This window comes from Pseudomonas graminis, from assembly GCF_004364335.1.
GTDB classification, from domain to species: domain Bacteria; phylum Pseudomonadota; class Gammaproteobacteria; order Pseudomonadales; family Pseudomonadaceae; genus Aquipseudomonas; species Aquipseudomonas graminis_D.
Genome location: NZ_SOCR01000002.1, coordinates 141845 through 163748, shown reverse-complemented (window position 1 = coordinate 163748; position 21904 = coordinate 141845). Strand labels below are relative to the sequence as shown.

The 21904-nt window shown below is 59.6% G+C and carries 27 protein-coding genes; 19 read left to right on the top strand and 8 right to left on the bottom strand.

Going from position 1 to position 21904, the window contains the following annotated elements; translation table 11 throughout:
- Positions 1-92 precede the first annotated feature (92 nt).
- On the top strand, positions 93-341 hold the full coding sequence (locus EC919_RS03240) for a hypothetical protein (RefSeq protein WP_133771162.1): 249 nt from the start codon (positions 93-95) through the stop codon (positions 339-341).
- Between the two features lie 41 nt (positions 342-382).
- On the opposite strand, the gene EC919_RS27070 is transcribed toward EC919_RS03240, so the two are convergent.
- Positions 383-538 (bottom strand): hypothetical protein, encoded by a 156-nt coding sequence (locus EC919_RS27070; RefSeq protein ID WP_166650478.1) that lies wholly within the window; start codon positions 536-538, stop codon positions 383-385.
- A 192-nt stretch (positions 539-730) separates the two neighbouring features.
- Here EC919_RS27070 and EC919_RS03235 point away from each other — a divergent pair, with 192 nt between their 5' ends.
- The 3 genes from EC919_RS03235 to map all read left to right on the top strand — a co-directional run bounded on the left by EC919_RS03235 (position 731) and on the right by map (position 2201).
- A complete protein-coding gene (locus EC919_RS03235) occupies positions 731-1075 on the top strand; it encodes a helix-turn-helix domain-containing protein (protein WP_133771160.1) in 345 nt (114 codons plus the stop codon).
- 89 nt (positions 1076-1164) lie between these two features.
- Complete coding sequence (locus tag EC919_RS03230) at positions 1165-1419, top strand: ParD-like family protein (RefSeq protein WP_133771158.1); 255 nt, start codon at positions 1165-1167, stop codon at positions 1417-1419.
- Positions 1416-2201, top strand: a complete 786-nt coding sequence (map, locus tag EC919_RS03225) for a type I methionyl aminopeptidase (protein ID WP_133771156.1) — start codon at positions 1416-1418, stop codon at positions 2199-2201. The genes EC919_RS03230 and map overlap by 4 nt, the downstream gene beginning before the upstream one ends.
- Before the next feature lie 228 nt (positions 2202-2429).
- Here map and EC919_RS03220 read toward each other — a convergent pair whose 3' ends face one another.
- Entirely contained in the window at positions 2430-2699 is a 270-nt protein-coding gene (locus EC919_RS03220; RefSeq protein WP_133771154.1) for a hypothetical protein, read from the bottom strand.
- An 83-nt stretch (positions 2700-2782) separates the two neighbouring features.
- On the bottom strand, positions 2783-3007 hold the full coding sequence (locus EC919_RS03215) for a DUF6555 family protein (protein WP_133771152.1): 225 nt from the start codon (positions 3005-3007) through the stop codon (positions 2783-2785).
- A gap of 479 nt (positions 3008-3486) precedes the next feature.
- Between EC919_RS03215 and EC919_RS03210 the strand changes: the two genes are divergently transcribed.
- Positions 3487-3816 (top strand): hypothetical protein, encoded by a 330-nt coding sequence (locus EC919_RS03210; protein WP_133771150.1) that lies wholly within the window; start codon positions 3487-3489, stop codon positions 3814-3816.
- A gap of 92 nt (positions 3817-3908) precedes the next feature.
- Here EC919_RS03210 and EC919_RS03205 read toward each other — a convergent pair whose 3' ends face one another.
- Together EC919_RS03205 and EC919_RS03200 are read right to left on the bottom strand one after the other, a co-directional pair.
- Positions 3909-4970, bottom strand: a complete 1062-nt coding sequence (locus EC919_RS03205) for an endonuclease/exonuclease/phosphatase family protein (protein ID WP_133771148.1) — start codon at positions 4968-4970, stop codon at positions 3909-3911.
- Between the two features lie 59 nt (positions 4971-5029).
- Positions 5030-5230 (bottom strand): DUF1654 domain-containing protein, encoded by a 201-nt coding sequence (locus EC919_RS03200; RefSeq protein WP_074887522.1) that lies wholly within the window; start codon positions 5228-5230, stop codon positions 5030-5032.
- A gap of 266 nt (positions 5231-5496) precedes the next feature.
- Here EC919_RS03200 and EC919_RS03195 point away from each other — a divergent pair, with 266 nt between their 5' ends.
- On the top strand, positions 5497-5721 hold the full coding sequence (locus EC919_RS03195; protein ID WP_133771146.1) for a YgdI/YgdR family lipoprotein: 225 nt from the start codon (positions 5497-5499) through the stop codon (positions 5719-5721).
- 139 nt (positions 5722-5860) lie between these two features.
- On the top strand, positions 5861-8479 hold the full coding sequence (locus EC919_RS03190) for a PAS domain-containing protein (protein ID WP_133771144.1): 2619 nt from the start codon (positions 5861-5863) through the stop codon (positions 8477-8479).
- Positions 8480-8545: 66 nt separating this feature from the next.
- Here EC919_RS03190 and EC919_RS03185 read toward each other — a convergent pair whose 3' ends face one another.
- On the bottom strand, positions 8546-9217 hold the full coding sequence (locus tag EC919_RS03185; protein ID WP_133771142.1) for a lipopolysaccharide kinase InaA family protein: 672 nt from the start codon (positions 9215-9217) through the stop codon (positions 8546-8548).
- Between the two features lie 361 nt (positions 9218-9578).
- Here EC919_RS03185 and EC919_RS03180 point away from each other — a divergent pair, with 361 nt between their 5' ends.
- The 10 genes from EC919_RS03180 (at position 9579) to EC919_RS03135 (ending at position 18093) form a co-directional block, all read left to right on the top strand.
- Positions 9579-9842, top strand: a complete 264-nt coding sequence (locus EC919_RS03180; RefSeq protein WP_133771140.1) for a DUF1652 domain-containing protein — start codon at positions 9579-9581, stop codon at positions 9840-9842.
- Between the two features lie 264 nt (positions 9843-10106).
- Complete coding sequence (locus EC919_RS03175; RefSeq protein WP_133771138.1) at positions 10107-11066, top strand: sugar ABC transporter substrate-binding protein; 960 nt, start codon at positions 10107-10109, stop codon at positions 11064-11066.
- Between the two features lie 91 nt (positions 11067-11157).
- Entirely contained in the window at positions 11158-12708 is a 1551-nt protein-coding gene (locus tag EC919_RS03170) for a sugar ABC transporter ATP-binding protein (RefSeq protein ID WP_133771135.1), read from the top strand.
- Positions 12708-13703 carry an ABC transporter permease gene (locus tag EC919_RS03165; protein ID WP_122538241.1) on the top strand — a complete coding sequence of 332 codons (996 nt, stop codon included), beginning with the start codon at positions 12708-12710 and terminating at the stop codon, positions 13701-13703. Before EC919_RS03170 ends, EC919_RS03165 begins: the two co-directional genes overlap by 1 nt.
- Position 13704: 1 nt before the next feature.
- A complete protein-coding gene (locus EC919_RS03160) occupies positions 13705-14727 on the top strand; it encodes a LacI family DNA-binding transcriptional regulator (protein ID WP_133771133.1) in 1023 nt (340 codons plus the stop codon).
- A 47-nt stretch (positions 14728-14774) separates the two neighbouring features.
- A complete protein-coding gene (gene rbsK, locus EC919_RS03155) occupies positions 14775-15707 on the top strand; it encodes a ribokinase (RefSeq protein WP_133771131.1) in 933 nt (310 codons plus the stop codon).
- Positions 15704-16108, top strand: coding sequence for a D-ribose pyranase (gene rbsD, locus EC919_RS03150; protein ID WP_133771128.1), 405 nt, complete (start codon positions 15704-15706; stop codon positions 16106-16108). The genes rbsK and rbsD overlap by 4 nt, the downstream gene beginning before the upstream one ends.
- A 42-nt stretch (positions 16109-16150) precedes the next feature.
- Positions 16151-17179, top strand: coding sequence for a nucleoside hydrolase (locus EC919_RS03145; protein WP_133771126.1), 1029 nt, complete (start codon positions 16151-16153; stop codon positions 17177-17179).
- 63 nt (positions 17180-17242) lie between these two features.
- Positions 17243-17548 carry a hypothetical protein gene (locus EC919_RS03140; protein ID WP_133771124.1) on the top strand — a complete coding sequence of 102 codons (306 nt, stop codon included), beginning with the start codon at positions 17243-17245 and terminating at the stop codon, positions 17546-17548.
- Between the two features lie 206 nt (positions 17549-17754).
- Positions 17755-18093 (top strand): I78 family peptidase inhibitor, encoded by a 339-nt coding sequence (locus EC919_RS03135; RefSeq protein WP_133771122.1) that lies wholly within the window; start codon positions 17755-17757, stop codon positions 18091-18093.
- A 71-nt stretch (positions 18094-18164) separates the two neighbouring features.
- On the opposite strand, the gene EC919_RS03130 is transcribed toward EC919_RS03135, so the two are convergent.
- Together EC919_RS03130 and EC919_RS03125 are read right to left on the bottom strand one after the other, a co-directional pair.
- Positions 18165-18377, bottom strand: coding sequence for a cold-shock protein (locus EC919_RS03130; protein WP_065991529.1), 213 nt, complete (start codon positions 18375-18377; stop codon positions 18165-18167).
- Positions 18378-18674: 297 nt separating this feature from the next.
- Positions 18675-18989, bottom strand: a complete 315-nt coding sequence (locus tag EC919_RS03125) for a hypothetical protein (RefSeq protein WP_133771120.1) — start codon at positions 18987-18989, stop codon at positions 18675-18677.
- Positions 18990-19387: 398 nt separating this feature from the next.
- Between EC919_RS03125 and thrS the strand changes: the two genes are divergently transcribed.
- Together thrS and infC are read left to right on the top strand one after the other, a co-directional pair.
- Complete coding sequence (gene thrS, locus EC919_RS03115; RefSeq protein ID WP_133771115.1) at positions 19388-21310, top strand: threonine--tRNA ligase; 1923 nt, start codon at positions 19388-19390, stop codon at positions 21308-21310.
- The gene (gene infC / locus EC919_RS03110; RefSeq protein ID WP_172613086.1) at positions 21310-21861 is read left to right on the top strand and encodes a translation initiation factor IF-3; all 552 of its coding nucleotides are present in this window, start codon (positions 21310-21312) and stop codon (positions 21859-21861) included. Before thrS ends, infC begins: the two co-directional genes overlap by 1 nt.
- Positions 21862-21904 lie beyond the last annotated feature (43 nt).

Sequence of the window (21904 nt, the reverse complement as noted above, 5' to 3'; positions counted from 1 at the left end):
GTCCCAATGACCATTCGTCGCAACAGGACTTGCGTTCGAGAGGCGTTGAAAATACTGTATGTTTAAACAGTATCGAGAAGAAGAGAGCGGCCATGCAGACCAATCAAGTCAACACCCGTCAGGAATTCGCTGCACAGAAAAACGAATCGTCGTTCAGCAGCGTGTGGGGCAACGAGATGCAGCGTGAGGATTTTCTTGCCCTGGCATCGGGACTTCGCCAGTTCAACGCCAGTCAGGCCGACCTGGCGTTTGTGCCATCCAGCGCCGGCCATTCAACGGGCTTTGCCACAGGCATCGCTGGCGGCTATGGGACTGAACAGGGTCAGCTCGCCGGGGAGTGATCTCGGAGGGCGTGCTCGCGGAGCGACCGCCGGGACGGGATTCAGGGCTTGAACCGGACCAGAACCAGGACGGGCGTCTGACCGGCCACTGTGTCGTCTGCGTCCGGCTGGCGCGCTTTGCCGATTCGAATCATCGCCAGGGCGATCAATGTGCCCGCGGCCGATAACGCCAACCAACCCAGTAAGAAAGAAATCATTGTCTGGTTCTCCGAACTACAGAAATCGGGCTGCCATTCAAAAGAATAGCTCTACATCAGAACCTATCGGCCATCAAAGGGATTCCTTGAGCCGTCAATTCGGAAGATTGACCAAATGAGCCCAAGGGCGCAACTCCCTCGGACCAATGGGGTCTTGCTCTTTGAACATAGTCAATTTCAGGACCCTCGTTTATGAAAGATCTCGGCTCACGTCTGAAAGAAGAACGCAAACGGCTCGGGCTGTCGCAACAGGACTTCGGTGCCATCGGTGGTGTAGAGGCCAATGCACAAGGCAAATATGAAAGCGGTGAACGTATTCCGCGTTCGGATTACCTGGCGGCGCTTGGCAAAAAAGGCATCGACGTCATCTACGTGCTCTCGGGTGAGCGCACGCCCATCGCCACCGACACACTGAACGAAGCCGAACGGGCGGTCATTACGCATTACCGGGCGCTTAGTGAAGAGGATCGCGAGGCGATCTCGCAGTTGGCTACGTCGCTTTCCGAGTGCGCGACGGAGTTTTCCCGCTCTGCATAGGGTCGCGGTTTGCGTAGAGGAATAACCAGCGCCGGTTGCGAAAAAATATATGGAACGTATATGCTCCGTATATTCTTCGAGAGGTCGCTATGGGCTTGGTAAAAATTTCCGAACAGATGCACGCCAACATTCGTTGCGCCAGCGCGGCCCTGAGTCGCTCCATTAATGCTCAGGCCGAGCACTGGATGCGGGTGGGCATGCTCGCCGAGTTGCACCCCGGTCTGAATTACAGCGAGATCTGTCAGTTGCTGATACGCGCGGAAACGTCCGGCGGCGCCGTGTTGAGCCTTCAGCCCTGCGACCTCGTACCGGATCTGGCTCCGGCCAGGGCGGTGGCCCAATGAGCATCAGTCTCAAGACCGAAGCCGACCTGGTCGGGCTGCGCGTGGCCGGGCGTCTGGCCGCAGACGTGCTGGCGATGATTGCCGAGCACGTCAAGCCGGGTATCAGCACCGAAGCGCTGGATGACATCTGCAACGCGTATATCGTCAACGAGCTGAAAGTGATCCCTGCCAACGTTGGCTATCACGGGTTCACCAAAACCACCTGTATCTCGCCCAACACGGTCGTCTGCCACGGCATCCCCTCAACGGAAGACGTGCTCAAAGACGGCGACATCGTCAATATCGACGTCGCGGTCATCAAGGATGGCTGGTTCGGTGATACCAGCCGCATGTACTTCGTCGGGGAGGTCAGCCCGCTCGCCCGGCGCCTGGTTGAAACCACGTACGAGGCGACGCTGGCGGGGATACACGCAGTGAAACCCGGTGCGACGCTGGGCGACATCGGCCATGCCATCCAGAGCGTGGCCTACCGCGAGGGCTTCAGCGTGGTTCGCGAATACTGCGGTCATGGCATCGGTCGTAAATACCACGAAGAGCCTCAAGTGCTGCATTACGGCGCGGCGGGCAAAGGGCTGAAACTCAAGACCGGCATGGTCTTCACCATCGAGCCGATGATCAACGCCGGTAAACCGGGCACCTATGTGCTGGACGATGGATGGACCGTGCTCACCCGCGACCAGTCGTTGTCGGCGCAGTGGGAACACATGGTGGCGGTGACTGAGACCGGCTTCGAGCTGCTGACACCGTGGCCGGAAGGCACGGGCGACTATCCGGCGGTCTGAGCGCAGGCGTTGGGCAAGAGCCAGGGCGAGAGGGATGGACGCATAAAGTCACAATAGCGGGCGTGACGAAAATGAGACTTAGCTTGTAGGCTCCTTCTCGTTCCCCTGTGGTGCTGCTTCCTGACAGGCCTACGATGATCAGTGCAGGTAGCGCCAGGGGAGAACACCACTTTATCGATCACCTAAAAAAACCGGCCTGGGCCGGTTTTTTATTGCGCGCATGAATCTTCAGTGCCTGGACTGCTCAGCCTCCAACTGCTTGGCCGCCTCAACGCCGGACGAACTGAGTTTGATGGGGTATTTCAGCGACCGATCGCCTTCACTGGCGTGATGTACGCAACCGTCGTGAATCAAACCAACCGTCTGCAAATGCTCAAGGGTGTCGGCCACTGCGTTCTCCCCCCTGTAGTTGTCCAGAACTTCTTTGCCCAGGCCTGCCGGGTGGGCATGCAGCAATCGGGTCAGGACTTCCTGTTTCAATGCGTTGTCGATGGTCATGTTTACCTCGCTTTGCTGGTGTGATGAGCGCTGCTTGTAAATTCCGACCACGTGAATCAAGGTTTGTTTGCAGTTTTCCTCGGTCAGGTGCGTTTCCATTGCACCTGCGTGATGCCCAGGCCTTCGGCGTAACGCAGCGCCAGTTTCACCGGACCCGCGCATATGTGGCCCTCGAGTGCACCCACCCCTGCGTGCAAGGTCGCAAAATGCAGCGCGTCACTTTCGCACAGATGCTTGCCTTGATGATTGAAGCGCCGCGGCTCACCTTGAAACCGGTAATGAATTTCAAAATCCTTATAGTCATTCATCGTCTTGGCCTGTAGGGGCGTGCGGCGACGCCCGGTGAATGAGGGCTTCCCTTATGTACCTGACAGACTGCGCCTCGACTGCACCGGCATTGCTGTCACTTCATTTCGAGATCGATACAGGCTGATCAACTCTCAATGGGCCTTGGATCGTAATGCATCTCTACCTGAGACGGGCCATCCGCGATCGGGTTGCGAAGCGACCGACCGGACGCAGAATTGCACACCTTCATGAGCGTTTAAAATCACGGGCCGATGGGCGGCCATGTGCCATATCGATAGGGATATTTGCCCTACATCCAGATGCATTGAATGAATGACCAGAGCGTTTCGAGGGGCCGCAGCGAAGCAAGTCAGCCCGCGAAGGTGACCACTGCAGGGGTAGGAAATGTTTTGTGCGGAAAAGGCAAATTGATGGCCCGCGTCGACTGGCTTTTCTGGAAAAATCCTTTCTTTATCAATTGATTCCAGGATGAGTGTGTATGCGCAGTGTGGGCTTGACCGTGGTGGCGGCTTTTCTGGCAGCGGTGTCCGTGACCGCGCACGCCAAGGACCTCAGCAAGAACGACCTACAGGTCTGCAAATGGGGAGCGGGGGTCGCGGGAGCGGCGCAGCAGTCCAAGCTCTCCGGCACAACCCTCTACAGTGCGCGCAAAAAGCTGCAGAGCCATAAGTTCGCAAAACCGTGGATGAGCAAGATGGCGCTGGGCATCACTGAGCAGACTTACAAAAGCCCGTCGAAGCTGAAACCCGCGGCGGTGAAGCAGACCTATTACGAGGGCTGCATCCAGCACGATCTGACCCGTAAATGACTAAAGTAGTTATTCGACCTTAGACAGCCCTTTCAGTCGCCTGCCACTGGACGCAGGCGACTGAAGCCAGGATCAGCGTGCGCCGATGCGGATCAATGGCAGTTGCCTGCCAGGTGATAATGCTGCGCTTCGGCCGCCGCCGCGCTGTTGAACTCAACCCGGTTTTTCTCGGCGATCGCATTGTACGAAGGGCAGTCGGGGCGGTGGTAAACCATGGTCTTCCTGTTGCCGCGAATCGCCAGCGTCAGATTGGCCGGGGTAGCGCCGGCACTTGCCGCAGGCTTCATCGGATTGCTCGCAGTGGGCCGGGCTTGCGCGGTGACAGCAGACGCGCTGGCTGCGCCGTTGCCACCGCTCAGGTTGGCGTTGAGGAAAATCGGTGCGTGGTCGGACACGCTGTCGCGGCCCTTGGCGTGAGTCAGTCCGAGGAATTTCGGGTAATCGAACACGCCGACCTTGTTCACCCGGATCGCCGACTGCTTGCTGATGAAGATGTTGTCGTAGAGGTTGGCGAATTTGCCGTCCTGGGTTGATAGCGTGCTGGCACCTTCCAGCACCAGCGGCCTGGCGCTGGTGTCGAGCTTGTCCCACGCGGGCGAGCCGGGCGGGGTGTTGAAGTCGCCCATCAACATGATCTGGTTGTTGCCGGGGTAGGTTTCCTGCAGCCAGGTCCAGTAATTGGACAGCGCGACGATTTCCGAAGCGCGGTCCGCCTGGTTCTTGCCGTACAGGACGTGCACGGTGGCCACGACGAAGGTCTTGCCGTCCTTGAGCGAGCGGAACTGTGCGGAGTAGGGCTCGCGCTCGAAGGTGTCGGTACGGTCCAGGTAGCTCACTGCACCGTCTTCGTAGGCGACAACATCATCGCGCCAGACGAACCCGTACATTTCCTTGTAGGAAGAGCGGCCCACGGCATGGGATGCCATCGAGCTCCAGTGCTTGCCGGTTTGCCGGGTCAGCTCCTTGGCCAGCGCCGCCAGCGCGTCTTCGCTCATCAATTCCTGAACCGCGAGAAAGTCCACCTTCTGGGCGACCTTGGCGATGCCCTGGAAGTCCTTGTTCGGGCGTACGCTCAGGTGCTCCAGGTTCCAGGTGCCAATGTTGACGTCCGCCGAGGCGGTTTGCAGGAAGGTAAAAGCTAAAAGCAGTGCCACACAAAATCTAAGCATGTTTTCCAACTGGGTTATTCATAGAAGGGAATTCAGGTAGAAGCTCAATCTTCCTTGGGCACCGTCCAGAAAATCTGCACGCCGCCGTCGTCTCGCCACGCCAGGGTCACGTTGTCGTTCTCGTCGATCTCTTCCAGCAACTGTTTCCAGTCGTCCTCGAGTTCGTCCGCAAGCCGGAAAATCAGCGCGGCGCGGGCTTTCTGCGCACTCTGCGAGTTGATGATTTTCTGCACCCGCACGGCCATGCGCTCGTAGTGCCCTGGCGATGCGGCGATTGATGAGTTGGTGTCAGACACGAAGTGACCCTCCTGTTGGCTGTATGCGCATACAGTATTTGAGTGTCGGACGTTTCGCAACAGCGTATCGGACAAAAACCTGCTTCGGTCCAAGTCGCTGATTTTTCGGCCGATTTTTCGGGACGCGAACCAAACTCGATCACGCTGATCTGATCTGCTAGATGATCATTGAGCGCTTGAGCGCACGACGCTTGAGCCACACACCTGGAGGCTTTATGAAGATTCAATCATTGCTGATGCCGGTTGCATTCGCCTGCTGTGCAGCGTTGGCGGGCTGCTCCACGTCGACCGTGGTCACCCTGCAAAACGGGACGCAATACCTGACCAAGGACGCGCCGAAGACCAAGAGCAAAGACGGCTTTTATGAGTTCGAGGACATCTCCGGCAAAACCATCCGCGTACGCGCCGATGAGGTTGCCACCGTCAAAGAAGAGGACTGAGCCACGGCCAGGCCCGGTTGAGAGGGTTTCCGGGCCCTGCTGTATTGCAAATCCGTTCGGATCTGAGTGGAACGTCTCTGCATTGCCGTTGCTCTAAGCGAGGCAATCTGCTCACGATATTTCCTGTCAGGCCCTAATTATGGATACCCCACCCAACACCGGGTTCAGCGCAGCACCGCTGCGTTTCCTTGCCAATGGCGGTGCGGTCGGTGATCTGCTTCGGTCCCCGCTGATGCAGGGCTCGCCCCTCGGCGCGCCCTCTTGCTGGCCGGACAGTCTGAAGGCCCTGATGGGTACGATTCTCCCCGTGCAGGCGCAGATCGTGCTCTTCTGGGGCCCCGAATTTGTGGCTCTCTACAATGACGCCTATGCGCCCAGCATCGGCGAGAAACATCCCCGAGCCCTCGGCCGGCCTGCAATCGAAAACTGGCGCGAGCTGTGGGACGACCTCGAGCCGCTGCTGCGTGGCGTGCGCGAAACCGGGCAAACGTTTGCCGCCAAGGACCGACCGTTCTACATCGAACGCCATGGCTACGGCGAGACCGTCTACTTTGACGTCTCCTATTCGGCAGTGCATCAGAACGACGGGTCTGTCGGCGGCGTGCTCTGTGTGGTCACTGAAACCACCGAGCGCGTGCATTTCGAGCGTCGTCAGGCGCTGCTGCTCGAGCTGGGTCAGGCCTTCCCCTCCATCCGCGACCCCGAGCAGATCGAAGCAGACGTCATTCGACGTATCGGTCGCGAGCTGGGCGCCGCCCGTGTCCATCTTGCGGAAGCTGACGAGGAGAAGGGCGATTTCATTATTTGCCGTGAATACCGTCAGGGCGATGTGGTGGCGCGAGCGGGGCTGATCGCCGTCAGCGATGACACCTGTGCTGCGTTGCGCCAGGGCGTCACCGTGCAAGTGGTGAAAGGGGCGGGTTCCGTTCTCGCTGACCCTCATGCCGTCGTATCCCGGCCAGACGGTACAGCGAGTCTGGCTGTGCATTTCCCGTTGATGCGCCATGACACATTGGCCGGCGTATTCACCGTTGAGTTCGACGGGCAGCGGGTTTGCAGTCCCCATGACATCCACATCATTCAAGAAACAGCCAAACTGGGCTGGCAATGGATCAACCACACCCGGGCGGAATCGGCGCTGCGCGCCAGTTCCGCTCAACTGGCCGGGATGTTCGAACAGGCAGGCGCCGGGATTGCGTTGTGTGATCACCGGGGCGTATTCCAGCAGGTCAATGATCGCTACTGCGACATCATGGGGCTGCAGCGCCAGGCAATCGCCGGCCGCTCGATCCTGGAGTTGCAGAACGATCTGGCAGCCAACGCGCAGCCGATGTTTTACGAGAACTTCCTGACCGCCGAGGCACCCTTCGAGCTAACCCAGCGGCACCTGCGCGAAAACGGTTCCGTGGTATGGGTGCAGACCCACGTCACGCCATTGCTCGATGCGCAGCAGCAGATGAGCGGGCTGCTGTTTGTGTGCGTGGATATCTCCGCGCGGGTCGGCGCTGAACATCAGCTGATCGAACTCAACGAAAGCCTCGAACAGCGCGTCGCCACTATGGTGGCCGAACGCGAGGCGGCGATTTCATTGCTGCATGAGTCGCGCAAAATCGAGATGGTCGGCCAACTGGGCGGCGGTATCGCCCATGACTTCAATAACCTGCTGACGCCGATCATGACGTCGCTGGAGTTGCTGCGACGCCAGCCGGTCAGCAATGACCGCTCCCATCGGCTGATCGATGCCGCGCTGCAAGCGGCGGATCGCGCGCGAATCCTGGTGGGTCGTCTGCTGACCTTTGCCCGCAGGCAGACCCTCAAACCTCAGGTCGTGGCGCTGGACAGCCTGGTCAACGACATGCGTGACCTGATTCAGCGCTCGCTGGGCCCGACCATCGAGGTGGTTGTCGAGATTCCTGCAGATCTGCCGAACATTCTCATTGATCCTCATCAGCTTGAACTGGGCGTCCTCAATCTGGCGGTCAACGCCCGTGACGCTATTGCCGAACGCGGCTACCTGAAAATCAGCGCTCATCCCGAGGTCATTGCCGAGAGTCCGGGGCTGGGCCCGGCGCCGGCGCAGGGCTGCTACGTGAGGCTCACGGTGTCGGACAACGGCAGCGGCATGAGCGAGGAGGTGCTGCAACGCTGCGTTGAGCCGTTCTACTCAACCAAGGGCGTCGGCAAGGGCACCGGCCTTGGGTTATCGATGGTGCAAGGGCTGGCCCTGCAATCCGGCGGTGGTTTCGATGTTCAGTCGACGCCGGGTCTAGGCACGCGCGTCGACATCTGGCTGCCGGTTTCAAGCGCTGATGTGCTGACGCCGGTGCAAGGCGAGGGCGATTCAGCGCCCGGTGCGGATCACCCTTTTAACGTGCTGGTGGTGGACGACGAGGAACTGGTCCGCTACACCGTCGCGCTGCAACTGCGTGACCTGGGCTATCGGGTGACCGAAGCGGCGTCGCCGTCCGCTGCCGAGCAGATGGTCAGCGCCGGGTTGCGGCCGGACGTTCTCATCACCGATCAGTTGATGGCAGAAAAAAGCGGCACGCAGCTCGCCCTGAGCCTGCGAGAAGTGCTGCCCGCGCTGCCGGTGCTGGTCGTCACGGGCTATACCAGCGAATCGTCGATGCAGATTGCCGGCTTCGAGGTGCTGGCCAAGCCCTTCAGCCGCGCCGACATTGCGTCGAAAGTGGCGCAGGTGATCAACGAACGGAAAGTGCCGGCATTGCCCAGCGAGCAGGCCGGTCACGCTTCTTGACCGGTCAAGTCCCTCACGCCGTGTGTGACGTTGCGTGAAGGGACTGGCTCAACGTAGCCGCGTCGCCTAAACGGCTCGGCCGATGGCCTGCTCGTAGCACGACAAGAAATACTGCCACTGGGACTCGTCCCAGAAAGAGTGCCTCCTGAGCTGAGGAATGTCGTGACGCGCGGCGCCCATGGTGGTGATCCGGCCGTGGGATTTTTCCAGATCCAGCAGCGCCAGTTCGAAATCAAAGCGCGTGTCAGTGACTGTCGCCTTGATGAAGATGTGCTTGGAGCGCATGCAGCCATGCTGCCACTTGCCCAGATGCATCTTCGCCAGCGTTTCAGCGAGACGCTTGAAAAGACGCTGATGTTGCTCGACGCTCAACGTGCTCGCGCCGCCTTGGGCATACCAGGTGTCAAGGTCAATGAAACCGCCCAGATCCTTGGTCACCAGTAGGCCTTGCCATACACCGGCGACCTTGCGTGCGCCGTAGAAAACAGGTCGTGGCGCGTTAACGCCCAGTTCTTCGAGTTTCGTCAGCGCGATGCCCTCACGCAGTGCAGTCGGGCGGCCGGTGGGATAACGCAAGCTGCGAAACAAATGGCCGGTCTGGCGCTTTACGTAAAGCGTCTTGCCATCGTGTACCACGCGCTGCACACCGCTGGTGCCGCTGCGGCGCACATTCGGTGGCTCGACCCACGGCCCCGAAGTGCCCCACCAGAACTCAAACTCGTTGTTTGCCCGACCCATCATGTGCTCCAGATACTGTAGAAATCTTGCTTGTGCAGCGGCTGCCATGTTGCAGCGCGAGCCCCTCAGGCCCTCACAGGCGTGATTAGTTCACTGCCGGTTGCGGATATTGGCGAATGGCCATTTTCGAGGCGCCTAGCTTACTGCCTTGGGGCACTCGCAAACCCGGCAAACCCGTGCCATTTAAGCCATCCAGCAGGTCGTATGTGCAGCGCCGGTCTCATTCGCCATCTCCGGCCAATACCCAAAGAAGCCGCTCACTTGAACGGGGTCATGCCCGTTCGTCCCCTTCATGACAAACTCTCGGAATTGCTGGAGCCCTGCGACATCCACCGTGCATAACCAAATAAGGAAATTTGCCATGATCTCCACACTTGAACTCTGCCATATCGTCGAATCCGGTTTCCTGCCTGCCAAGTGCAAGTGCACCATCGATGCCAATGATCAAATCATCGTCCAGATATTTGATCGCGAGCGGGGGCACGCGGATTTGCTCGCTGCCGGCATTCCGGTCAGTTCGCTCAATTCCAGCCGTGCCATTGCCAACCTGATTGCCACGTTGAAAGAAGACCTGAAGCTCCACGCTGCCGGCCGCCGCGCGACCGCTCATCAGGAACGTGCGTAATTCATCAGTCACCTTTATGAGAACGGCTACACGATTCGCCTTCCTTTCTATCCTCCGATTCGGGATGCAGAGCCTAAGCCCTGCAACGCCAATCGGAGGAGCAGGGCGAAACCGGCCCGTTCTGTTTTTCCTTGCGTTGCGGAGTTGACAAACGCACAGACGATTCCCATAGTTTCGCTCACGCAAACGTTTGCGATTCCGTCTCTGCTTTCCCTGACGCGTAAACGCTGCCGATAACAACAATCATAATATCGGAGTGATTCCATGAAGCTGCCATTCGCTGCACGCCTTCTTGCTGTTGCCATGCTCACCGCTTCCGCTGCAACCCTGCCTCTCTCATCTGCCTTTGCCGACGACGCGAAAAAGCCGACCGTCGCGCTGGTGATGAAATCCTTGGCCAATGAATTCTTCCTGACCATGGAAGACGGCGCCAAGGACTATCAAAAATTGCATTCCGCTGACTTTGACCTGATCTCCAACGGCATCAAGAACGAGTCCGACACGGCCGCGCAGATCGACATCGTCAATCAGATGATCGTCAAGAAAGTCGACGCGCTGGTCATCGCCCCTGCGGACTCCAAAGCGCTGGCGTCGGTCCTGAAGAAGGCCATGGACGCTGGCATCAAAGTCGTCAACATCGACAACCAGCTCGACGCCGACGTGCTGAAAAGCAAGGGCATGGAAGTGCCGTTCGTAGGTCCAAACAACCGCAAAGGCGCCAAGCTGGTGGGCGACTACCTGGCCAAGCAGCTGACCGCGGGCGATGAAGTCGGCATCATCGAAGGCGTGCCGACCACCACCAACGCGCAGCAGCGCACCGCGGGCTTCAAGGACGCGATGGACACAGCGCAGATGAAGATCGTGTCCACACAGTCGGGCAACTGGGAAATCGACAAGGGCAACGCAGTCGCGTCCGCCATGCTCAATGAATACCCGAACCTGAAAGCGCTGCTGGCCGGCAACGACAGCATGGCGCTGGGCGCGGTCTCGGCAGTCCGTGCGGCAGGCAAGGCGGGCAAGGTTCAGGTCGTCGGCTACGACAACATCAACGCCATCAAGCCGATGTTGAAAGACGGTCGCATTCTGGCCACCGCTGACCAGTTCGCGGCGCGTCAGGCTGTGTTCGGTATCGACACCGCCCTGAAGATGGTCAAGGGCGAGAAGCTTGAGATCACCAACGGCGTGATCGAAACCCCGGTCGAGCTGGTGACCAAGCCCCAATAAGCCGGTCTGGTCTTTCAGTCAATACATTCCAAACCCGCAGTTTTCCAAATATGTACCGCCTGCCCGCGAGGGCAGGTGCGTGGAGATCGTTATGTCAGCGTCTGCTCAGGCCGCTGTTCTATCTGTCAGTGGTATTGGCAAAACCTACGCCCAACCCGTACTCGGTGACATCGACCTGACGCTGATGCGCGGGGAAGTGCTGGCCTTGACCGGGGAAAACGGCGCCGGCAAAAGCACGCTGTCGAAAATCATCGGCGGGCTGGTCACACCGACCACCGGCCAGATGCAATTTCAGGGGCAACCCTACCAGCCTGCCAGTCGCACCCAGGCCGAGAAGCTCGGCGTGCGCATGGTCATGCAAGAACTTAATCTGCTGCCAACACTGTCGGTGGCGGAAAACCTGTTTCTCGACAACCTGCCCAGCCGCGCCGGTTTCATCAATCGCCGCAAGCTGCGCGAAGATGCGATCAAAGCCATGGCCCAGGTCGGCCTGGAGGCCATCGACCCGGACACACTGGTCAGCGAACTGGGCATCGGCCATCAGCAGATGGTCGAAATCGCCCGCAACCTGATCGGCGACTGCCACGTGCTGATCCTCGACGAGCCGACGGCGATGCTAACGGCCCGCGAGGTGGAAATGCTCTTCGAGCAGATCACCCGCCTGCAGGACCGGGGCGTTTCCATCATCTACATCTCCCATCGCCTGGAAGAACTGGCTCGCGTTGCCCAGCGCATCGCCGTTTTGCGCGACGGCAAGCTGGTCTGCGTCGACTTCATGGCCAATTACAACAGTGAGCAGTTGGTCACGCTGATGGTCGGCCGTGAACTGGGTGAGCAGATCGACCTGGGCGAGCGCAAGATCGGCGCGGTAGCGTTGTCGGTCAAAGGCCTTAATCGCTCGGACAAGGTCCGCGACGTTTCCTTCGATGTGCGGGCCGGGGAAATCTTCGGGATTTCCGGCCTGATCGGCGCCGGGCGTACCGAGTTGCTGCGGCTGATCTATGGCGCTGACGTGGCCGACAGCGGCAGCATCGAAGTGGGCAGCCCGCTGCGCAGTGTGCAGATCAAGTCGCCGGTGGACGCCGTGGGTCATGGCATCGCCTTGATCACCGAAGACCGCAAGGGCGAAGGCCTGCTGCTGTCGCAATCGATCAGCGCCAACATCGCCCTGGGCAACATGGAAGCCATTTCCAGTGCCGGCGTGGTCAACGGCAATTCGGAGATCGCCTTGGCTCAGCGCCAAGTGGGCGCCATGCGCATTCGCAGTTCCAGCCCGACGCAACTGGTGTCGGAACTGTCGGGGGGCAATCAGCAGAAGGTCGTGATCGGCCGCTGGCTGGAGCGTGACTGCCAGGTGATGTTGTTCGACGAGCCCACGCGCGGCATAGACGTCGGCGCCAAGTTTGACATCTATGCGCTGCTGGGTGAACTGACCCGTCAGGGCAGCGCGCTGGTGGTCGTCTCCAGTGATCTGCGCGAGCTGATGCTGATCTGCGACCGCATCGGCGTGCTGTCTGCCGGACGCCTGATCGACACCTTCGAGCGCGACACCTGGACCCAGGACGAACTGCTTGCCGCTGCCTTCGCGGGCTATCAAAAACGTGACGCGCTGCTGTCTGAAGCCGCGCCCAGGATTGACTGATGAAAACTTCTACTTCTCCTGCCGCGTTGCCGTCTCCGGGCAAGCGCAGCGGCAACTACTTCGGCCTGGGCACTTACCTGGGGCTGGCAGGCGCATTGCTGGCGATGATCGTGTTGTTCTCGTTACTCAGCGATCATTTCCTGTCGTACGAAACCTTCAGCACCCTGGCCAACCAGATTCCCGACCTGATGGTGTTGGCAGTGGGCATGACGTTCATCCTGATCATCGGCGGCATCGACCTGTCGGTGGGTTCGGTGCTGGCCCTGGCGGCCTCGGCGGTCAGTGTCGCCATGCTCGGCTGGGGCTGGGGCGTGTTCCCGTCAGCGTTGCTGGGCATCGCCTGCGCCACGGCGGCCGGTACGCTGACCGGTTCGATCACCGTAGCGTGGCGCATTCCCTCGTTCATCGTGTCCCTCGGCGTGCTGGAAATGGCGCGCGGCGTGGCGTACCAGCTGACCGACTCGCGCACCGCGTACATCGGTGACTCGTTCGCCTGGTTGTCCAACCCCTTCGCCTTTGGCATCTCGCCGTCGTTCGTCATCGCCCTGATCGTTATCTTCGCGGCCCAGGCCGTGCTGACGCGCACCGTGTTCGGCCGCTACCTGATCGGCATCGGCACCAACGAGGAAGCCGTGCGTCTGGCGGGCATCAATCCCAAGCCGTACAAGATCCTCGTGTTCTCGCTGATGGGCCTGCTGGCGGGCGTTGCTGCGCTGTTCCAGATTTCACGCCTGGAAGCCGCTGACCCTAACGCCGGCTCGGGCCTTGAACTGCAAGTGATTGCGGCGGTGGTCATTGGCGGCACCAGCCTGATGGGCGGGCGGGGTTCGGTGATCAGCACCTTCTTCGGCGTGCTGATCATTTCGGTGCTGGCCGCTGGCCTGGCGCAGATCGGTGCAACCGAGCCGACCAAACGCATCATCACCGGTGCGGTGATCGTCGTCGCAGTGGTCCTCGATACCTACCGCAGCAATCGCGCGCGGCGGCGCGGCTGACATGGCAACCATCAAGGATGTAGCGGCGATTGCCGGGATTTCCTACACCACGGTGTCTCATGTCGTTAACCGCACCCGACCGGTCAGCGAAGAAGTGCGCAAGAAGGTCGAGGCCGCCATCGTGCAGCTCGACTATGTGCCCAGCGCCGTCGCGCGGTCGCTCAAGGCCAAGGCCACGGCAACCATCGGCCTGCTGATTCCCAACGGCATCAACCCGTACTTCGCCGAACTGGCCCGGGGCATCGAAGATTACTGCGAGCGCAACGGCTTCTGCGTGATCCTCTGCAATTCCGATGACAACCCCGACAAGCAGCGCAGCTATCTGCGTGTGCTCTTGGAGAAACGCGTTGACGGCCTGATCGTGTCGTCGGTAGGCGGCGGTGACAGCCTCGTCGAGGGCCTGTCTGCTGTGCGCACGCCTTTGGTCATCGTTGACCGCGACCTGGATGGCGTGACGGCTGATCTGGTGCGCATCGACCATGAGCTGGGCGCGTACCTGGCGACGTCGCATCTGCTGTCCCTCGGCCACCGTCACATCGCCTGTATTTGCGGCCCGGCGCAAACCAGCGTGGCGAAGATGCGTCTGGCGGGGTATCACCGCGCCATGCAGGAAGCCTCGGTGGATGTGCCGGAGAGCTGGGTGGTGGAAAGCGATTTCACCGGCCCCAGTGGCTATCTCGCGGCGGTCAAGCTGCTGGAGGAGGATCCGCCGACGGCGATTTTCGCGGCCAACGACATGGTCGGCATCGGCGTGTTGCGTGCGGCCGCCGAGCGTAACGTGCGGGTGCCGGCGGACCTGTCGGTCATCGGCTTCGACGACATCCAGATGAGCCAATACGTTTACCCGGCCCTGACCACCGTCGGCCAATCCATTCTGCAACTGGGCGAGCGCGCTGCCGAAATGCTGCTGCGACGGATCTCGGCGCGGGGCGAAACCTCAGTTGAACATCTGATTGTTGCACCGAGTATCGTGCTGCGAGAATCCACCGCACCTCCACCCCAAGCATTTACCGAATTTCGTTAAGCCGAGCGCTCCGCCCGGTCTGAAAAGCGTTCTGAAGAGTAGACGTCATGCAAGCAAAAGTAGTGATAGTGGGCAGCCTGAACATGGACCTGGTGACGCGTGCGCCGCGTTTGCCCCGGGCCGGAGAAACCCTGGCCGGGCAGTCGTTCGTCACCGTGCCGGGCGGCAAGGGTGCCAATCAGGCCGTGGCGGCAGCACGACTGGGCGCCAGTGTCGCCATGATCGGTTGCGTCGGCGATGACGCCTATGGCGAACAGCTTCGCACCGCGCTGCTGGCTGAAGGCATCGATTGCCAGGCAGTGACCCGCATCGGCGGCGAGTCCACCGGCGTCGCGCTGATCGTCGTCGATGACAGCAGCCAGAACGCCATCGTTATCGTCGCCGGCGGCAACGGCCACGTCACTGCGTCCGTGGTGGACAGCTTCGATGCATTGCTGTCCGGGGCCGAAGTCATCATCTGCCAGCTTGAAGTGCCGCTCGACACTGTCGGCCACGTGCTCAAGCGCGGCCACGAACTGGGCAAGACCGTCATCCTCAACCCGGCGCCGGCCAGTGGCCCGCTGCCGGCCGAATGGTTCGCCTGGATCGATTATTTGATCCCCAATGAAAGCGAAGCCACTGCATTGACCGGTCTGCCCGTGGACAGCACCGCCAGCGCAGACGCCGCCGCTTCGGCATTGCTCGCCGCGGGCGTCAGCAAAGTCATCATCACGCTGGGCGAGCACGGCGCCTTGTTCGCCAGCTCGTCGCGCTCCGAGCACTTCCAAGCGCCCAAGGTCAGACCGGTTGACACCACGGCGGCAGGCGATACCTTTGTCGGCGGTTTTGCGGCGGCACTGGCCGATGGCAAATCTGAATCAGAAGCCATTCGCTTCGGTCAGGTCGCAGCGGCGCTGTCGGTGACCCGTTCCGGCGCGCAGCCTTCCATTCCCACTTTTGCCGAGGTTCAGGCCTCTGCAGCAGAGGCGCATCAATCATGAAAAAGACACCCTTGCTCAACATTGCCTTGTCCCGCGCCATCGCGTCCCTCGGCCACGGCGACATCCTGATGATCGTCGATGCAGGCATGCCTGTGCCGGCCGGCGTCGAACTGATCGATCTGGCGCTGACCCACGGCGTGCCCGATTTCCTCAGCGTGCTGAATGTGGTGCTGACTGAAATGCAGGTCGAGAGTCATGTCCTCGCCGAAGAGATGCTGTCGAAACAGCCGCCAGCGCTGGCCACCGTTTCGAGCTTGCATACTTCGGGCAGCCTCGGAGAGCAGCGCCTGATGAGTCATGACGCCTTGAAACAGCTGAGTCGTGGCGCTCGGGCTATCATCCGCACCGGCGAATGCCAGCCGTACACCAACATCGCGCTGGTGGCGGGTGTGGTTTTTTAACGCCCCTCTTTCAGATTTAGCATTAAGGAACAAGGAGTTCCCATGAAGACACAACGTCATTTTTTCACCGGACTGATCAGGAGTGCCGCGCTGTTGGCCATTTTATCCGCCACGTCGGTGCATGCCGCCGAGAAGCGCGACGTGATCATCGACACCGACCCAGGCGCCGACGACGTTGTCGCTTTACTGCTGGCACTGGCGTCGCCGCAAGAACTGAATGTCATGGCGATTACCACCGTGGCGGGCAACGTGCGCATCGACAAGACCTCGCGCAATGCCCGGCTGGCACGGGAGTGGGCTGGTCGGGAAGAGGTGCCGGTTTACGCCGGTGCAGGCCGCCCGCTGGTGCGCACGCCGATCTACGCCGAGAACATCCACGGCAAGGAAGGCCTGCCCGGCGTAGAAGTGCATGAGCCGAAGCAACCGTTGGCTGAAGGCAATGCCGTGCAGTACCTGGTCGACACCCTGCGAAAAGCTGCGCCCCACAGCATCACCATCGCCATGCTCGGGCCGCAGACAAACCTGGCGCTCGCGCTGATTCAGGCCCCGGAGATCACACAGGGCATCAAGGAAGTCGTGGTGATGGGCGGCGCCCACTTCAACGGCGGCAACATCACCCCGGTGGCGGAGTTCAACATCTACGCCGACCCCGACGCGGCGAAGGTGGTGCTGGCCAGCGGTGTGAAGCTGACCTATGTGCCGCTGGATGTCACCCACAAGATCCTCACCAGCGAAGCGCGCCTCAAGCAGATCGATGGTCTGAACAACGAGGCTGGCAAGCTGGTCAGTGACATCCTCAATGAGTACGTCAAGGCTGACATGGTCCATTACGGGCTGCCCGGCGGGCCGGTCCATGATGCGAGCGTGATTGCCTGGCTGATCAAGCCGGAGCTGTTCAGTGGCAGACAAGTCAATCTGGTGATCGACAACCGCGAAGGCGTTACCCACGGCCAGACCATTGCCGACTGGTACGACACCCTCGCTCACGACAAGAATGTGTTCTGGGTTGAAAACGGCGATGCTCAGGGCTTTTTCGATCTGTTGACTCAGCGCCTGGGTCTTTTGAAGTAAATCATCAGTGCGGCGCTGCGTGGCATCCAGCTGCACAGCGCAGAGCAATCAAGGTACAAAGCCGTGTCTATCGATCTGAACGACCCCGACTCCTTCACCCATGATGCTGTCCGGCAAATGATTGCAGCCGCACGGGATGGCGCGCACAACCAGCTGCGTGTCGGTCGCGACGGTCGCGCGTGGATTTCCAGCGACGCAGTGGGCGGCGTGGACATCGGCGGTTTGCTGTTTCGCCTGGAAACCTGGGCCGCCGGCTCAGGTTGCGTGGGCCCGGTGGCTGCCAGCGATGCCGTGTGGGTGACGCAGATCTTCAACGCGCTGCGTGATAATTGGGCCAACCCGACCACGGATTACGTCGACGTCTATTGAGTCGCGCCCGTCCTGTTCAACGCGTCCTGCGGGTGCGGTTTTAACGTTTTGTCACGATTGAATGCGCCGGGAGGGTGATGCCTGGGGCAGACTCCTGCGCTGTCCTCGACAGGGGTGGTGTGCCTGCCTTGGCTTACGCGTGGCGAAACGAAGCCGCCAGACCGCTGTCGCAGAGGTTCTGCTTTAGATAAACGTTAGGAGATTGTATGCCCTGGAAATACGCATCATCGGGTCTGGTGCTCGCCGCAGCGCTGCTGGCCGGTTGCAGCAGCACGTCGGAGTCATCGAGCCAGCCTGAGGACGGCGCCGCCAGTTCCCCGGTCAGTTCCGCTGGTGGTTATGCCCGTTGTGATGCGGCAGCGGTGCAGTTTGCTGTCGGCAAGCCGGCGTCAGCTGCATTGCTCGATCAGGCGAAGGCCAAGGCCGGCGCGCAGACGGCCAGAGTGCTCGGGCCCAATGACATCGTGACGCTGGAATACCGCTCGGACCGTCTGAACCTGAACACCGATGATTCAGGGACGGTCAACCGCGTCAATTGCGGGTAACGTCACCGCAAGATGAAATCGCAGGCATAAAAAAACCCCGTCAGTGACGGGGTTTTTTCAGATCGCTTGGATTACTCCGCGCGAACCTGAGCAGCTTGCATGCCCTTTTGGCCTTTCTCAGCCACGAAGGAAACAGTCTGGCCTTCTTTCAAGCTTTTGAAACCGTCGGATTCAATGGCTTTGAAATGTACAAAAAGGTCGTCGCCGCCACCCTGTGGGGTGATGAAGCCGAAGCCTTTTTCATCGTTGAACCATTTTACGGTGCCGGATTGGCGATTAGACATGGTGTATCTCCAGGAACATAATTTTCAGTAGTGCTGTGTTGCTCAGGCCAACTGGGCACACGAGCGCTATCATAGTCGAATTGTGTGAATGCTGGACTTTTTCAATTAGAACTTTGCGTCAGCAGACTCGATATAACGCTCCAAATGGGCCTTTGGGGCCTGTTCAGCCCCATTGTCGCGCTTGGCATCGACCCCTTTCATCAGGCCTGAAACCCGCTGAATTCGCGGGGTTCAGGGCGTCAGTCGATTCGCGTTTCTTTACACCCCGGCCTGGGGTATCAAGGAAATGTAAATTTTTTATTTTTTGCCATTCAGGCAGTTTTTGCTCACTGCAGCCTGCAGGCGAGAGGTCATATCGGTACTGGGAGGCGTCGTTTTGTCATTCAGGGACGCGATCTCCTTGTCCGAGAAGTTCTGGTTGATCTGCTGAGCGCCGCACTCGCAGTGCGCCTTGACTGCGCTGGCATCCATCGATGGGTTGCTTTGGGTGGCTGCGGTGGTGCATTCGTTCATGTAGCTGGTCTTGGTCTTCGCATCCATCGCGGCATGAGCGCTGAGGGGCAGGGTCAGGGCCAACGGGGCGAGGAGGGCGGCAACGCGTAGAAGCTTCATGGTGGATTCCTTTATGTCGGTTTTGTCGTTGGGCCGTCGAGGTGTCAGGCCAGAACGTGTACTACCGATAATGTGAGGTCATCGACGCGCGCCAGTTCCGTGGCGCTGCTGTGGCTCGGCTCGATTGCTGATCCGTGTGCGGTGCCGCCCACCCTTTAGCTGACCCTGCCGTAACGCTGTGATAGCATGCGCGCCTGCAGATTAGCTCGCGTCTCGCGGGGCACCCTTGCCCTGCTGCAAGTTCTGTCGATTTCGTAAGTTCCAGTCACTCTGGTTCGGTCTTCAGGTTGGCCTTCGGGCTCCTGCCACTGTGAGGCAGGCATACCACCGAATCGCGTACTGGCTCTATCCCACCCACGTGACCTTTGGTAGGGGTCACCACTAGGAGAGGAGGCGCCATGCCAACTATTACTCTTCCCGACGGCAGTCAACGTTCTTTCGATCACCCGGTATCCGTTGCCGAGGTTGCAGCGTCCATTGGTGCAGGCCTGGCCAAAGCCACCGTGGCCGGCAAGGTCAACGGTCAACTGGTTGATGCCAGCGACATCATCGATACCGATGCGAGCCTGCAAATCATCACCCCCAAGGATCAGGAAGGCCTGGAGATCATTCGTCACTCCTGCGCGCACCTGGTCGGCCATGCCGTCAAGCAGCTCTATCCGACTGCAAAGATGGTGATCGGCCCGGTCATCGATGACGGCTTCTACTACGACATCGCGTACGAGCGTCCTTTTACACCGGACGACATGGCGGCGATCGAGCAGCGCATGCAGCAGCTCATCGAAAAGGATTACGACGTCATCAAGAAGGTCACGCCGCGCGCGGAAGTGATCGAAGTGTTCACGGCCCGTGGCGAAGACTACAAGCTGCGTCTGGTCGAAGACATGCCGAACGAGCAGGCCATGGGCCTGTATTACCACGAAGAATACGTCGACATGTGCCGCGGTCCGCACGTGCCGAACACGCGTTTTCTCAAGTCATTCAAACTGACCAAGTTGTCCGGCGCCTACTGGCGCGGCGATGCCAAGAACGAGCAATTGCAGCGCGTTTATGGCACGGCGTGGGCTGACAAGAAGCAGCTGGCGGCTTACATTCAGCGCATCGAAGAAGCCGAAAAACGCGATCACCGCAAGATCGGCAAGCGTCTGGGCCTGTTCCATACCCAGGAAGAAGCGCCGGGCATGGTCTTCTGGCACCCGAACGGCTGGACGCTCTACCAGGTTCTCGAGCAGTACATGCGCAAGACTCAGCGCGAAAACGGCTACCTCGAGATCAAGACGCCTCAGGTCGTCGACCGCTCCCTGTGGGAGAAGTCCGGCCACTGGGCCAACTACGCCGAGAACATGTTCACCACTGAGTCGGAAAACCGCGACTACGCCATCAAGCCGATGAACTGCCCGTGCCACGTACAGGTGTTCAATCAGGGCCTGAAAAGCTACCGCGAGTTGCCGCTGCGTCTGGCAGAATTCGGCGCCTGCCACCGCAACGAGCCTTCGGGCGCGCTGCACGGCATCATGCGCGTGCGGGCGTTCACCCAGGACGACGCGCACATCTTCTGCACCGAAGAACAGATGCAGGCTGAATCCGCCGCGTTCATCAAGCTGACCATGGCGGTCTACGCTGATTTCGGTTTCAAAGACATCGAAATGAAGCTGTCGACCCGTCCGGAGAAGCGTGTCGGTTCCGATGAATTGTGGGATCGCGCCGAGTCCGCACTGGCTGCAGCCCTTGACAGTGCTGGTCTGCCGTACGATCTGCAACCGGGCGAAGGTGCGTTCTATGGTCCGAAGATCGAATTTTCTCTCAAGGATTGCTTGGGTCGCGTCTGGCAATGCGGTACTCTGCAGCTCGATTTCAACCTGCCGATCCGTCTGGGCGCCGAATTCGTGTCGGAAGACAACGGCCGTAAGCACCCAGTCATGTTGCACCGCGCAATTCTTGGCTCCTTCGAGCGCTTCATCGGAATCCTGATCGAGCATTACGAAGGCGCCTTCCCGGCGTGGCTTGCTCCGACTCAAGCAGTGATCATGAATATCACTGATAAACAGGCTGATTTTGCCCTTGAGGTGGAAAAAACATTGGCGCAAAGCGGATTCCGTGCCAAGTCCGACTTGAGAAATGAAAAGATCGGCTTTAAAATCCGCGAGCATACGTTGCTCAAAATTCCGTATCTCCTCGTGATTGGGGATCGGGAGGTTGAAACACAAACTGTCGCTGTGCGTACACGTGAAGGCGCAGACCTTGGCTCGATGCCGGTCGCCCAGTTCTCGGAGTTCCTTGCACAAGCGGTTTCCCGGCGTGGTCGCCAAGATTCGGAGTAATTATTATTAAGCGTGAAATGAGACAAGATAAACGAGCTGCACCGAAAGCCCCGATCAACGAGAATATCTCGGCACGTGAGGTTCGTTTAATTGGGGCTGAGGGTGAGCAGCTTGGGATTGTGTCAATTGAAGACGCGCTTCTTAAGGCTGAAGAGGCCAAACTGGATCTGGTGGAAATTTCCGCCGATGCAGTACCCCCTGTTTGCAAACTGATGGACTACGGCAAATCGATCTTCGAAAAGAAGAAGCAGGTTGCTGCCGCCAAGAAGAATCAGAAGCAGATCCAAGTTAAAGAAATCAAGTTTCGTCCAGGGACGGAGGAAGGGGATTACCAGGTAAAACTACGCAACCTGGTACGTTTCCTGAGTGACGGGGACAGGGCCAAGATTTCCTTGAGATTTCGCGGTCGTGAGATGGCCCACCAGGAGCTGGGGATGGAGCTGTTGAAGCGGGTTGAAGCTGACCTGCTCGAATACGGCTCGGTCGAACAGCATCCTAAGATGGAAGGACGCCAGCTGATCATGGTCATCGCCCCGAAAAAGAAGAAATAACCACCAGGGCACGGCAGGCCTTGCGGTTATGTTTATCAACTGA

Bases quoted from the DNA above. Each gene is read 5' to 3' on its own strand.
- EC919_RS03210 (WP_133771150.1), top strand. From the start codon at position 3,487: ATGCGCAGTGTGGGCTTGACCGTGGTGGCGGCTTTTCTGGCAGCGGTG.
- EC919_RS03190 (WP_133771144.1), top strand. From the start codon at position 5,861: ATGGATACCCCACCCAACACCGGGTTCAGCGCAGCACCGCTGCGTTTC.
- EC919_RS03170 (WP_133771135.1), top strand. From the start codon at position 11,158: ATGTCAGCGTCTGCTCAGGCCGCTGTTCTATCTGTCAGTGGTATTGGC.
- EC919_RS03125 (WP_133771120.1), bottom strand. From the start codon at position 18,989: ATGAAGCTTCTACGCGTTGCCGCCCTCCTCGCCCCGTTGGCCCTGACC.
- EC919_RS03180 (WP_133771140.1), top strand. From the start codon at position 9,579: ATGATCTCCACACTTGAACTCTGCCATATCGTCGAATCCGGTTTCCTG.
- EC919_RS03230 (WP_133771158.1), top strand. From the start codon at position 1,165: ATGGGCTTGGTAAAAATTTCCGAACAGATGCACGCCAACATTCGTTGC.
- EC919_RS03215 (WP_133771152.1), bottom strand. From the start codon at position 3,007: ATGAATGACTATAAGGATTTTGAAATTCATTACCGGTTTCAAGGTGAG.
- EC919_RS03240 (WP_133771162.1), top strand. From the start codon at position 93: ATGCAGACCAATCAAGTCAACACCCGTCAGGAATTCGCTGCACAGAAA.
- EC919_RS03185 (WP_133771142.1), bottom strand. From the start codon at position 9,217: ATGGGTCGGGCAAACAACGAGTTTGAGTTCTGGTGGGGCACTTCGGGG.
- EC919_RS03195 (WP_133771146.1), top strand. From the start codon at position 5,497: ATGAAGATTCAATCATTGCTGATGCCGGTTGCATTCGCCTGCTGTGCA.
- thrS (WP_133771115.1), top strand. From the start codon at position 19,388: ATGCCAACTATTACTCTTCCCGACGGCAGTCAACGTTCTTTCGATCAC.
- EC919_RS03220 (WP_133771154.1), bottom strand. From the start codon at position 2,699: ATGACCATCGACAACGCATTGAAACAGGAAGTCCTGACCCGATTGCTG.
- EC919_RS03175 (WP_133771138.1), top strand. From the start codon at position 10,107: ATGAAGCTGCCATTCGCTGCACGCCTTCTTGCTGTTGCCATGCTCACC.
- EC919_RS03135 (WP_133771122.1), top strand. From the start codon at position 17,755: ATGCCCTGGAAATACGCATCATCGGGTCTGGTGCTCGCCGCAGCGCTG.
- map (WP_133771156.1), top strand. From the start codon at position 1,416: ATGAGCATCAGTCTCAAGACCGAAGCCGACCTGGTCGGGCTGCGCGTG.
- EC919_RS03145 (WP_133771126.1), top strand. From the start codon at position 16,151: ATGAAGACACAACGTCATTTTTTCACCGGACTGATCAGGAGTGCCGCG.
- EC919_RS27070 (WP_166650478.1), bottom strand. From the start codon at position 538: ATGATTTCTTTCTTACTGGGTTGGTTGGCGTTATCGGCCGCGGGCACA.
- EC919_RS03200 (WP_074887522.1), bottom strand. From the start codon at position 5,230: ATGGCCGTGCGGGTGCAGAAAATCATCAACTCGCAGAGTGCGCAGAAA.
- EC919_RS03130 (WP_065991529.1), bottom strand. From the start codon at position 18,377: ATGTCTAATCGCCAATCCGGCACCGTAAAATGGTTCAACGATGAAAAA.
- EC919_RS03160 (WP_133771133.1), top strand. From the start codon at position 13,705: ATGGCAACCATCAAGGATGTAGCGGCGATTGCCGGGATTTCCTACACC.
- rbsD (WP_133771128.1), top strand. From the start codon at position 15,704: ATGAAAAAGACACCCTTGCTCAACATTGCCTTGTCCCGCGCCATCGCG.
- EC919_RS03165 (WP_122538241.1), top strand. From the start codon at position 12,708: ATGAAAACTTCTACTTCTCCTGCCGCGTTGCCGTCTCCGGGCAAGCGC.
- EC919_RS03235 (WP_133771160.1), top strand. From the start codon at position 731: ATGAAAGATCTCGGCTCACGTCTGAAAGAAGAACGCAAACGGCTCGGG.
- rbsK (WP_133771131.1), top strand. From the start codon at position 14,775: ATGCAAGCAAAAGTAGTGATAGTGGGCAGCCTGAACATGGACCTGGTG.